11 protein-coding genes are annotated in these 12,955 nt (G+C 32.6%); 6 read left to right on the forward strand and 5 right to left on the reverse strand.

Annotated features, from left to right (window positions below):
- Positions 1-21: 21 nt before the first annotated feature.
- Positions 22-639, forward strand: coding sequence for a ribosome biogenesis GTP-binding protein YihA/YsxC (gene yihA / locus Q0770_RS01900; RefSeq protein ID WP_299113437.1), 618 nt, complete (start codon positions 22-24; stop codon positions 637-639).
- On the opposite strand, the gene Q0770_RS01905 is transcribed toward yihA, so the two are convergent.
- Positions 636-1,730 (reverse strand): ABC transporter permease, encoded by a 1,095-nt coding sequence (locus Q0770_RS01905; RefSeq protein ID WP_299113439.1) that lies wholly within the window; start codon positions 1,728-1,730, stop codon positions 636-638. The genes yihA and Q0770_RS01905 overlap by 4 nt on opposite strands.
- Positions 1,731-1,743: 13 nt before the next feature.
- On the reverse strand, positions 1,744-3,879 hold the full coding sequence (locus Q0770_RS01910; RefSeq protein WP_299113441.1) for a carboxy terminal-processing peptidase: 2,136 nt from the start codon (positions 3,877-3,879) through the stop codon (positions 1,744-1,746).
- A gap of 260 nt (positions 3,880-4,139) precedes the next feature.
- Between Q0770_RS01910 and surE the strand changes: the two genes are divergently transcribed.
- Genes surE through Q0770_RS01935 form a run of 5 tightly spaced genes read left to right on the forward strand, consistent with a single transcriptional unit; the run spans position 4,140 to position 8,917 of the window.
- Positions 4,140-4,916 (forward strand): 5'/3'-nucleotidase SurE, encoded by a 777-nt coding sequence (surE, locus tag Q0770_RS01915; RefSeq protein WP_299113443.1) that lies wholly within the window; start codon positions 4,140-4,142, stop codon positions 4,914-4,916.
- Entirely contained in the window at positions 4,906-5,196 is a 291-nt protein-coding gene (locus Q0770_RS01920; RefSeq protein WP_299113445.1) for a hypothetical protein, read from the forward strand. Before surE ends, Q0770_RS01920 begins: the two co-directional genes overlap by 11 nt.
- 2 nt (positions 5,197-5,198) lie before the next feature.
- A complete protein-coding gene (gene lpxB / locus Q0770_RS01925; protein WP_299113448.1) occupies positions 5,199-6,311 on the forward strand; it encodes a lipid-A-disaccharide synthase in 1,113 nt (370 codons plus the stop codon).
- Between the two features lie 2 nt (positions 6,312-6,313).
- Positions 6,314-6,820 (forward strand): C40 family peptidase, encoded by a 507-nt coding sequence (locus Q0770_RS01930; RefSeq protein WP_299113451.1) that lies wholly within the window; start codon positions 6,314-6,316, stop codon positions 6,818-6,820.
- Between the two features lie 60 nt (positions 6,821-6,880).
- On the forward strand, positions 6,881-8,917 hold the full coding sequence (locus Q0770_RS01935; RefSeq protein ID WP_299113453.1) for a ComEC/Rec2 family competence protein: 2,037 nt from the start codon (positions 6,881-6,883) through the stop codon (positions 8,915-8,917).
- 5 nt (positions 8,918-8,922) lie between these two features.
- Here the strand turns inward: Q0770_RS01935 and Q0770_RS01940 are convergent, their stop codons facing one another.
- From Q0770_RS01940 to Q0770_RS01950, 3 genes are all read right to left on the reverse strand, one after another.
- The gene (locus Q0770_RS01940) at positions 8,923-9,480 is read right to left on the reverse strand and encodes a thioredoxin fold domain-containing protein (RefSeq protein ID WP_299113455.1); all 558 of its coding nucleotides are present in this window, start codon (positions 9,478-9,480) and stop codon (positions 8,923-8,925) included.
- Positions 9,481-9,563: 83 nt separating this feature from the next.
- The gene (locus Q0770_RS01945) at positions 9,564-11,315 is read right to left on the reverse strand and encodes a peptide MFS transporter (RefSeq protein WP_299113456.1); all 1,752 of its coding nucleotides are present in this window, start codon (positions 11,313-11,315) and stop codon (positions 9,564-9,566) included.
- A 70-nt stretch (positions 11,316-11,385) separates the two neighbouring features.
- Positions 11,386-12,939 (reverse strand): peptide MFS transporter, encoded by a 1,554-nt coding sequence (locus tag Q0770_RS01950; protein ID WP_299113458.1) that lies wholly within the window; start codon positions 12,937-12,939, stop codon positions 11,386-11,388.
- Positions 12,940-12,955 lie beyond the last annotated feature (16 nt).

The following is a 12,955-nucleotide window of genomic DNA, read 5'->3' on the forward strand; positions in this document are numbered from 1 at the left end:
CCGCTTTCGAGGGAAATGTATATGAAAATTAAATCTGCTGAATTTATAATAAGTAATTCTGATGTAGACAAGTGCCCTACACAGCCATTACCTGAATATGCCTTTATTGGTCGTAGTAATGTTGGAAAGTCTTCTTTAATTAATATGTTGACAAGCCGTAAGAGCTTGGCAAAAACATCTGGAAGACCTGGGAAAACACAACTAATAAATCATTTTTTAATAAACAAAAATTGGTTTTTAGTAGATTTACCAGGCTATGGTTATGCGCGTGTATCTAAATCTTCTAAGAAGAAATTTCAGAAATTTATTACCAATTATTTTGAGCAACGTAAACAACTCGTCTCTGCATTTGTTCTGATAGACATCCGTCATAAACCTCAACCTGTAGATTTAGAGTTTATGCAGTACTTAGGTGAGAAGGAAATACCTTTTTCTATCATTTTTACAAAAGCCGATAAGTTAAAACCAAAAGCTGTAGAAAGACATGTTGAAGATTATTGCAACAATCTATTGCAATATTGGGAAGAACTCCCGCCTCATTTTATTACATCTTCGAGTAAAACTATTGGCAAAGATGAGGTTTTAGGGTTTATTGGAGATACAAATGATGAGATTGAAAAATTACGCGCTCAGGCTTAATTTTTTACATCCAAAGCATCACGTAAGGCATTACCAATTAACATAAATGCCATGACCAAAATCATGATGCAAACACCCGGAATTAAAGCTAAATAAGGTTTTCCCAGTATAATATAATTATAATGGTCTTTAATCATAGCGCCCCAACTCGCCATTGGTGGTTGCGCACCTATACCCAAAAAACTTAATCCACTTTCTATTAAAATAGCAGCTGCAAAATTAGCCGCTGAAATTACAATAAGTGGCGCCATAATATTTGGCAAAATGTGCTTAGTTACAATTCTAAAATCTCTAAAACCTAAAGCTCTTGCCGCAGTAACATATTGTAACTCTTTAGCACCTATTATTTGCCCTCTAACTACTCTCGCTACCTCAACCCACATGGTTAAGCCAACAGCAATAAATACTTGCCAAAACCCTTTACCTAAGGCTAGAGTTATTGCAATAACTAAAAGTAAAGTGGGTATAGACCAAGTGATATTAATTATCCATATGATAAAGGCATCTACTTTCCCGCCATAATAACCCGCCAAACTTCCCATAAAAAGTCCAACAACTAAAGAAATAAAAACAGCCACAAAACCTATAAAAAAAGAAATACGAGCACCTATTAGAATTCTACTTAAATAATCTCTTCCATATTTATCTGTGCCAAAAATGAAGTGCCTTTCTTTGATGAAATCTTTATATTCATTGTTAGGAAAAGTATTAATATCAATTGACTTTTCTTGACCAATCAATCCATCTGAAGCATACTCTATATAAGTTATAGTTTCGTCTTCAAGATTAAAATCTGAAATCGGGATTTCAGTGGTTGTATTATTTTGACCAAAAAAGATTTTAGATATAAATGAATCTTCATCTTTAATTTCATTAGGAATCTCTAACATCCTTACCTTAAATCCAGGAGATTTAGAATGTATAGACAAATGCATCTGATTAGCATTTTTAGAATTGTCAGGCACTAAAACATAGGCGAATACTGAAACTAAACCAATAAACACTATCACCCAGAAACTGAAAACGCCCCAAATATTCTTTTTGAATTTTTGGAGCGCTAACTGTGATAATGAATTATTGTTTTTTGACATCTATGGCCAAGTTTTAGTTTTTCATCTTAGCTACATTGTTTTTAATCGCATAAGACAACTTTAAGTCGTTTAACACATTAAGAGCTTCTTCTACATATACATCCTTACTTAAACTCACATGCCAACGTTTTCTCTTTTCTTTAAGAATAGAATCTTTTTGCATTAAGCTTATTTCATATGGCAACGAATTAAACGTTAAGTTTGTAGAGTAGTCCGATATTTTTTCGAAACGCTTTGCCTCTTCTTCGTTAAGTTCTAAACGTTTTTTGTAACTATTATAATTAAGTGAATACGTTTCGTTATCTCTAATTTCATTAATCCACTTTGCATTTTCATCAATTAACCTTAATTGTTCGTTGCTAGCAATTCGTTCCTTACTTTTTGCTATAGCTGCATCATAATCGTAATAGTTTTCCCAAACATTATAATCCGCCGCACTAATTTCGTCCCAAGCTAATGGATTATCTTGTGTACGCTCTCCAATACCAATATACTTGTAACGGTCTGGCACAACAATATCACTCTTGACACCTTCTAATTGTGTTGAGCCTCCATTAATTCTGTAATACTTATCTGTTGTAAATTTAATAGCACCTAAATCTCCATTAGTATTATTACGCACAACTCTATTTAAGTCCACAACATTCTGCACTGTCCCTTTACCAAAAGTCTGTTCACTCCCTATTATAACTGCTCTTTTATAGTCTTGCATCGCCGCTGCTAAAATCTCTGATGCTGAAGCCGACAATTCATTAACCATAATGACTAATGGGCCATCCCAAACAATAGATTTATCTTTGTCTCTGTATATACGTTTTGGTTCAGTAGTACTCTGAACTTGAACTATTGGACCTTCTTCGATAAATAAACCTGCCATATCTACAACAGCCCCTAATGAGCCTCCACGGTTATCTCTCAAGTCCATAATAATACCTTCAATACCTTCTTTTTTTAAGCGCTCTATTTCGCGCTTAACATCTATAGAACAACTAACTCTATCATCTCGGTCGAAATTATCATAAAAACTAGGAAGGTTTATAACTCCATACTTTTTACCATCTTTAATTACTGTAGATGATTTGGCATAAGTCTCCTCTAATACTACTTCATCACGGACAATAGAAATATCTTCTAGAGCACCGTCTACTTTTTTGACAGTAAGTGTAACTGTTGTTCCTTTTGGTCCTTTTATAAATTTAACAGCATCTTCTAAACGCATACCTACAATATTCACACCTTCTTCTTCATCTTCTTGTGTGACTTTTAATATTTGGTCACCTGTTTCTAGCTTGTTTTGTCTCCAAGCGGGTCCACCACTAATCAGTTCGCTAATAGAAATTACATCTAAACTACGCTGTAAACGCGCACCAATACCATGGTATTTACCAGACATTTCTACATCAAAACGATCTTTATCTTCTGGCTCAAAATAAAATGTATGAGGGTCAAACTCTCTAACAATTGCATTTATATATACTCCAAACCAGTCTTTTCGTTCACGTTCATCCATGTATGTATACAGCTCTGTCAAAGAATTTAAAGTTGTTTCACGAGCTTCTATTTCTAATTCTTTTTTAGATTTTTTCTTTATTGACTCGTCTTCCTGAGACATTAAGAGATTATTCTCAATAGCTTCGTCATAATTAGCAATAGTAGAAAACTTTAATTGCTTTCTCCAGCGCTCTTTCATTTCGCGCTTATTCTTGACATAATCTAAAGATTCGTAATCAGAATTAAAGCTTTCCTCCTTACTATAATCAAAAGGTTTGTCCAAAATTTTTGCATAAACTTCTTTAGACTCAGCAATTCGCTGTAGTAAACGCTTATGAGTTAAATCGAAAAACGCTAAATCATAAGTTTTTAATTGGTCATCTAACTGATTTTTATATGACTCAAACTCTTTGATGTCAGACTTATAAAAATACCTTTTAAAAGGATCTAACTGTCTGATATAATCGTCATAAACTCTTTCCGAAAAATCATCATTAATATCTTGAGGCGCATAATGACCTTGGTCTAATAAATAAGTAATTATTCGAATAAGTAATTTATCTTTGTCCGAACCTTCACCATTTACTTTACTTGTAAAACTACAAGACGCAAATGCTATTAGCAACGCTAGCAATAAGAATTTGTATTTCCCTTTCATGTGTTAATTTTTATTGTTTTCATTATGTCACACGGAACAACCATATTAAGATTTTGACTATTTAGATAAAAAATACTAATCATGGTTGTTTCATATGTTTTTTTAATTTTTGAAAACGCTTTTTCATCAATAATTGTCTAAAATAGACGAAAAAACCATGCCAAAAAACCAAAGCGCTACTAATTTTTTGTTAAACCATGATATAGTAGCTTTTACTAGCTATTTTAGTATTTTAGCACTACAAAATTTAAACACTTAAAATGTCTAAAAGACCGCTGATTTTAGTAACAAATGATGATGGCATTACTGCCCCAGGAATAAGAACACTTATTTCAGTAATGAAAGAGATTGGAGATGTTGTAGTTGTAGCTCCTGATAGTCCACAAAGTGCTATGGGACATGCTATAACTATCAATTCTACATTGCATGTTGAAAAAGTGGTTATTGACAATGGTCCTCAAACAGAATACAGCTGCTCTGGCACACCTGCTGATTGTGTAAAACTGGCGGTTAGAGAAGTTTTAGACAGAAAACCTGACCTTTGTGTATCAGGCATAAACCACGGATCTAACTCTTCTATTAATGTTATTTATTCCGGAACCATGAGTGCAGCTCTTGAAGCTGGCATAGAAAGTATTCCTGCTATAGGTTTTTCTTTATTAGACTATAATTGGGGCGCTAATTTTGAGCATTGCAAATCATTTGTAAAAACAATAGCCTCAAATGTTTTAGAGCATGGCTTACCTGATGGCGTAGTGCTAAATGTAAATCTCCCTAATGTTGAAAAAAAAGACATCAAAGGCATTAAAGTTTGTAGACAAGCACGTGCAAATTGGGAAGAGGAATTTGATAAACGCACCAACCCAATGGGGCGTGAGTATTATTGGTTAACAGGAAAATTTGTAAATATGGATAATGGTGAAGATACTGATGAATGGGCTCTTGAGCACAATTATGTCTCTATTGTTCCTGTTCAGTTTGACTTAACTGCTCATCATGCTATACAACAATTAAACTCTTGGGATTTTGACGCATAAAAAAGAAATAATTATTGGTTTTTTTGTTGGCATTATTGCAGTATTAATTGGTATTTTCTTTTTTGATCTTTGTATTGGTTTGTACAAGGGCAGTTCTTTTAGCCGCATTATTGATCGTTCTTTTAGCACCACGCTTTTAGATAAACGTGCCAGTATAGGTGTACTAATTAACTTGCCTATATTTTATTTATTTTTAAATAAGAAAAAAGAGAATATAGCAAAAGGCGTTTTACTAGCCACAATTTTAGTAGGCATCTTATTTTTAATCAATAAATTATAACCATGAAGTACTACATCATTGCAGGAGAAGCTTCTGGAGACTTACATGGCTCTAATTTAATGAAAGCCCTTTATGAAGAGGATAAAAAAGCTGATATTCGCTTTTGGGGCGGTGACCTTATGCAAAGTATTGGAGGCACTTTAGTCACCCATTACAAAGAACGCTCTTTTATGGGCTTTGCAGAAGTGATACTAAATCTAAAAACCATACTTGGGTTTATTAAATTCTGCAAAAAAGATATTGAAATTTTTAATCCAGATGTTATCGTATTTATAGACAATTCTGGCTTTAATTTACGTATTGCAAAATGGGCAAAAGAAGAAGGTTATAAAACACATTACTATATATCTCCACAAGTGTGGGCATCTCGTGCTGGCAGAGTTAAAAAGATAAAGCGTGATGTTGACGCAATGTATACCATTTTACCTTTTGAGAAACCTTTTTACGACAAATATGGGTATGCTGTTAATTTTGTAGGTCATCCATTAATTGATGCTGTTTCTAATAGAAATTTAGTTGATGAAAATGTTTTTAGACAAGAATACGGATTGAGTAATAAGCCAATTATTGCACTATTACCTGGAAGCAGAAAGCAAGAAATAAAAAAGATGCTTGATGTGATGCTGAGTGTTATTGATGACTATACCGACTACCAATTTGTAATTGCTGGAGCTCCAAGTCAAGATTTTAGTTTTTATAAGTCTATTATTCAGTCAAGAGCAATTGCTTTTATAAATAATAAAACTTACGATTTACTAAGTGTCTCTTTTGCTGCTTTGGTCACTTCTGGAACTGCAACTTTAGAAGCCGCTCTATTTAAAGTACCCCAAGTTGTTTGTTATAAAGCTAATGCTATTTCTTACCAAATTGCAAAACGCATTATTACTTTAAAATATATTTCATTAGTCAACTTAATTATGGACCGTGAAGTGGTTACAGAATTAATTCAAGCTGATTTAAACACCAAACGTCTAAAGAAAGAACTTGGAACTATTTTGAATCCTGAAAAACGCAACCAATTGTTTTTGGATTATTATGAATTAGAGAAAAAGTTAGGAGGAAAAGGCGCCAGTAAAAAAACAGCAAAATTGATTTTTGAAGCGATTAAGAATTAAATATGAAGAAACTCTACCTACTACTAATCATACTAGTAACCTTAAGCAGTTGCAAATCCACAAAAAACAAATCTCAACGCAGCACTAAAAAAATCCCTAAAACCGAAACTAAGAAACCAATATCTAAAGAAGCAACTTCCATTATAGCATATGCAAAACGCTTTAAAGGTGTCAAATACAAATATGGTGGTACTTCTAAAAAAGGGATGGATTGTTCCGGGCTTATTTACACTTCTTTTGGTGCTCATGATATCTCAATGCCAAGAACAACAAAAGATTTAGCTGTTAAGGGTAACTGGGTAGATTTAAAACAAGTACAAGAAGGTGATTTAGTGTTTTTTGCCACTAAAAAAAATAGTCGAAAAGTAAATCATGTAGGTATTGTTACTGAAGTCAATAAAGGAGACGTTTCTTTTATTCATGCTTCAACTAGTCGAGGTGTGATGATATCAAAAATCTCAGAACGTTATTGGTATTTTGCTTACGTTCAAGCCAGACGTTATTTGTAGTTTCGAGAGCGTCAGTTACTAAACATGCAAAATTTCAATATTTTGTAGTAACTTTCTGTCATGAAGCTACTTAATTTTGCAGTCATAAAGCTTACGATTTGCCAAATATGCGGTATTATTATAGGGTTTTACTTAAGCATTCCTCTTAAGGCTATTCTCATACCTTTATCTCTATTCTTACTTAGCTTAATTGTAAGTTATTTCTATTCCAAAACTCATAAGAAATCATCTATACTATTCACTGGCTTTGCTTTTGCAGTATTTATTTTAATAGGCATATTAAGTACTACCCTTTATGACGAAACCAATAGACCGTTGCATTATGTGAATTCTAATATTGAATATACCAACTATCAAGACTTTAGTTTCAGAATAAAAAAGCGTCTAAAATCAGACAACTATAATCATAAGTATATTTCTGAAATTGAAAGTTTAAATGCCAAAAAAGCAATTGGGCAAATCTTAATTAATCTTGATAAGGAATCATTACAAAATGAGCTAACAGTTGATAATCTCTATTTTACAAATACTAAACTTTCCGAAGTTGTAAAACCTAAAAATCCTTTTCAGTTTGATTATTATAATTATTTAAAACAGCGAAATGTTAATCACCAGATTTACATTAAGCAAAATGAATTAATGTTATTAAAAAACGATTCAAAATCTATTGTCGGCTTTGCGGATGCTTTTAGAAACAACGTAAATTTTAAATTAAAAAAGAATGGTTTTAAGCCAGATGCTCTTGCTATTATTAATGCATTACTTCTCGGGCAAAGACAAGATATAAGTCCAGAGATTTATAATAATTATGTAAATGCTGGCACAATACATATTCTAGCTGTTTCTGGTTTACATGTTGGTATTATCTTTTTAATCTTAACGCAGATTCTAAAACCTCTACATAGAATTAAGCATGGAAAACACATTATAAAACCAATACTTATTGTCTTGCTGTTATGGTCTTTTGCTTTTATCGCAGGTTTATCACCATCCGTAACTAGAGCAGTGACTATGTTTAGTATTATAGCTATTGCCCAACATCTAAGAAGACCAACCAATATTTATAACACATTAACAATTTCAGCATTTTTAATGTTGCTTTTTAAGCCTATTTATTTATTCGATGTAGGATTCCAGATGAGTTATTTAGCAGTTTTAGCAATTGTATCTATTCAACCCTTATTATATAATCTATGGAAAGCCCCTAATCTGGTTTTAAACAAATTTTGGGAGATTTTTACAGTTACAGTCGCTGCCCAAATAGGTGTTGCCCCTATTGGATTGTTCTATTTTCATCAGTTTCCTGGTCTATTCTTTGTTTCAAATTTGGTTATCATTCCATTTCTAGGGTTAATTCTTGGCCTAGGTATTTTAGTCATTGCATTGGCATTATTAAACATATTACCTTCGGTTTTGGTTACAGTATTTAGCTTTATCATAAATACACTAAATGCTTTTATTGCTTGGGTTGCACAATTTGAAGATTTTCTACTAAGAGACATTTCTTTTAGTATTTACCATGTATTTTCAAGTTACTTAATTATAATAACCGGACTTTACCTATGGAAACGAAGAACTCTAAAGTCATTGCATTATTCTTTAATGAGTTTATTACTTTTTTCTTGTGTACTATTATATACCAAACACAAAAACACTTCTGAAGAATTTATTGTTTTCAATAAGAATAGAACAACTGTATTAGCTAAAAAAACTAATCAGAGTTTAATGCTCTATCATGATTTAGATAGTTTAACTATAAAAGAAGACAAAACAATTAAAAACTACCAGATTGGCAGTTTTATAAAGGCAACGTCTAATGATAGTTTGATGACTGTTTATACACATAAAGACAAACTTATTTTGATTATAGATAGTTTAGGCATTTATGATGTGAATAGTTTTAAACCCAATCTTGTAATACTAAGAAATTCTCCTAAAATTAATTTAGACAGATTAATTGATTCTCTTAAGCCTGAACAAATCATTGCAGATGCCAGTAATTATAAATCCTATGTAAACCGATGGAAATTAACTTGTGCGTATAAAAAAATCCCTTTTCATAGCACATACGAAAAGGGAGCTTTTATATTAAAGTAATGTATTTATTTACCTTCTTGACCAAAAGTTGGTTTGAAAGCCTTGTAATACTCATTAAATGCTTCTTGAGATGTCATTGTTTTGTACTTATCATCTTTAAACAATTTTAAATACAGCTCTAATTGTTGTGGCTTTTGATAACCTGTAATCGGAGCAATCAATTGTAATTCTTCATCAAAAAAAGCAATTGTAGGATATGCTCTCACTTGTAAAAAGCGAGCAAATTCATGAGAACTATTTCTTCTATTTGCCTTAGCTGGGTCGTAGCTTGGGTTTTTAAAAACATTTTCCTTGTAAGTTACCTCTTTATTACCTTCTGCATTAAACTTTACAGCATAATAATTATCATTAACATACTTAACAACATCTTTATTTTTAAAGGTATTACGATCAAGCATCTTACAAGGACCACACCAATTGGTATATACATCCATCATTATCTTTTTGGGATTTTTCTTCTGTAGAGCTACAGCCTCTTCAAAAGTTACCCAGTTAATCTCCTGTGCTGATACATTGATTGCTAATAGCAATACAAACGCTCCTAAAATTATCTTTTTCATCATATCTGATTTGTAGCAATTACAGTACCAAACTTACAAAATAAAAAAAGCTCCGATTGGAGCTTTTAATATTTTAACAATTTGTTTTATCTCACGCCATGCATTAGTTTTTTAATAACTGGATATAATATTGCTGAAAGAATCCCTAGCCCTACTGCAACTGCAGTTAATAACCAAAAGAAGTAACTTAAACCTTCAGTTTTTGCTATACCTTCTGAAGCTTCACCAAATACCCCAGCTAATTTCATACCAATTGCTACCGCTAAATACCATATACCAAACATCATTGCAATCATTCTACCTGGCACAAGCTTACTCACATAAGATAAAGCGACTGGAGATATACATAGCTCTCCCATAGTATGAAAGAAATAAACTAAGACCAGCCATATAAGACTTACTGACGCTGTTTTAGCACCAACAGGTATATCTGACGCTCCAATAGCTACACATGCCATACCAATACCTAATAAAACCATACCTATGGCATATTTCATGTTTGCATTAGGATTATATTTACTTTCCCACCATTTCGAAAACAATGGTGCAAAAGCAATAATGAACAATGAATTTAGCACTCCAAACCAAGATGCTGGAACCTCAGCAATATCTTTCAAATATTCTGTATACAACATCCAAATAGAAATAGCCCATATTATTATAAAACTAATAGCTAAAATGATATTTGACAATGCATATTTCTCAAATGTTTTTCTAAATAATCTTATTAATACCCATGTAATTATGGATAAAGGAATAATAGTCATTAATGAGTTTACTATCTTGAAAATAAATGCAGAATTACCTTCTAAAACTCGCTGTGTATAATCCCTAGCAAAAATAGTTAATGAACTAGGTGCTTGCTCAAAAATTGCCCAGAAAAAAATGGTAATAAAAGCAAAGAAAATAACTGCTAACATTCTATCTCGAACAATTTTTTCGTATTTAGGTATTCTGATAATCAAGAGCAAAATAAACAATGCTAAAGCCAATAGAATTACAAAATTAGAACCTGATAACCCAAACACTGAAAAATCAAATAAATTATAAGCACCTTCTGAAATTTTAGAAACAGGATCATTTAAAATCCATGCCAAACCTAATATTGATGATATAGCAATTAATGCTAACTGGAAACTTGAAAAAGGATTTAATTTCTCTTTATTTTCTTCTGCTTCATCTTCAAGTTCTTCAATTTGATTTTCAGGCTTCAATCCAATATCGCCAAAAATATTTTGAGCAAACCAAAATTGCAGTAAACCAAATAACATAAAAATACCTGCAACACCAAATCCCCATGACCAGCCTACTTTTTCGCCAAGATAACCACACAATAAAATCCCTAGGAAAGCTCCAGCATTTACTCCCATATAAAAAATAGTATAGGCACCATCTTTTTTTTCTGGTTTTTCAGCATACATCTCTGAAATTATTGAAGTCATATTCGGTTTAAAGAAACCACTGCCAAAAACCAAAAGAGTAAGTCCAGTATATATAAAAAATGGTGTCTCAATTGCCATCGATGCATGACCTAAAGTCATTAATAATGCTCCAATTACAACTGCCCAACGAAATCCAATCACCTTATCAGCCATATAACCTCCAAGGAGTGTTGACAGGTAAACTAAAGATGTATAAGTACCAAAAATAGCAAAAGCATGTTCTCTTGGCCAACCCCAACCTCCATCCATAAGTGATGCAGTAAAAAACATAACGAGCAATGCTCTCATTCCATAATAAGAGAAACGCTCCCACATTTCGGTAAAGAATAACACAAATAATCCCGCAGGATGCCCAAGAACTTTGTCTTTAAAAAGATGATCTAATTTAGATTCCATATTTAATTGATTTGTTATTAAAAAGAAAACCTCATGGTTTTCATCCCATGAGGTTTTATATATAATGCTATTAATTATCCGCTAACTCGAAACCTTCAGCTTCTTCGTGTTTTAAATCTCTTTCTTGGTCTTCAACGCCATGTGTTAAACGCTTTAGTGGTTTAAGTATAGCTATAAATAAGCCGCCAATAACAACAGTAAATACAACAATGCCAATAAATATAGTTTTTTCACCATAGTCAGTTGCAGATTCACCAACTATACCAGCTACTTTATTTCCTAAACCTGTAGCTGCAAAATAAACACCCATCATTAAAGAAGCATATTTTAGCGGTGCCAACTTAGTTATAAAAGATAAGGCTACTGGAGAAATACAAAGCTCTCCTATTGTATGGAATAAGTATGCCAACACCAACCATATCATACTTGAAGTGCCAGACTTTTCAAACTCCATAGCGGCAAATACCATAAATAAAAATCCAAAGCCCATGATTATAATACCTAGTGCCATTTTGAATAATGAAGATGCTTCTCTTCCTTTTAGCTTTCGCTTAGCCCAATATCCAGCAACTGCAGTTGCAAATAATATAATAAAACCAGCATTTAAACTCTGAAACATTACCGTTGGGATTTCCCAACCAAATAACATCCTATCAGTGTTAGTTTCTGTATATAAATTCATTAAACCTCCAGCTTGCTCAAATGCTCCCCAGAAAATAATCACCATAATAAAAGACAATAGAAGCACCAAGAAACGGTCCTTGTATGCTTGTGAACTCAAGTCTTTATATATCATCATTAAAAGTGCAGTAATTGCTGTTAAGAACAAGAATAACAATCCATAACCCCAACCTAAGTAATACCAGCCAATACCTGATAAAATAGTTAATAGAATGGTAACGACTAATTGAAATGGTGAACCAGAAAGTTTTCCATATAATTTACCATAAGATATTTCTTCATCATCATCAGCATTTGCTGGGACAAAATTACCTACATGAGTTAAGTATTTTTGCCCATACAAATAATTAATTAGACCAAGAACCATAACTATTCCTGCAAGACCAAAGCCTGCATGCCAGCCCCATTCTGCTACAACTAAGCCTACAATCATCGTTGCTAGTAAAGAACCTAGATTAATTCCAATGTAAAAAATACTAAATCCTTTATCCCTTCTAATATCTCCATCTTTATATAGTCCTCCAACCATAGTCGATATATTAGGCTTTAACAAACCTACTCCTAAAATAACCAGACCTAATCCAGTATAGAAAGCCCATATATCTGTGAGGACTAAAACGCCGTGACCTAAACAAAGAATAATAGCTCCAAATAAAACAGCCTTTTTTTGACCAATTAATTTATCAGCTATCATACCTCCTGGTATAGACATAACGTAAACTAGCATTGTATACCAACCATAAAGTGCAAGAGCTTCTTTACTTGTCCATCCTAAACCAGCACCTCTATCATCTCCAATGGTCTGCGTAGTCATATAAAGCACTAAAAGCGCTCGCATTCCGTAATAGGAAAAACGCTCCCACATTTCTGTTAGAAATAATATGTATAGGCCAATTGGCTGACCCCATAATTCTTTTTGATGTGCTTTAACTGCTGTAGACATATAATTTATATTAGTT

Origin of the sequence: uncultured Winogradskyella sp. (genome assembly GCF_947501905.1) — a bacterium.
Taxonomy (GTDB): Bacteria; Bacteroidota; Bacteroidia; order Flavobacteriales; family Flavobacteriaceae; genus Winogradskyella.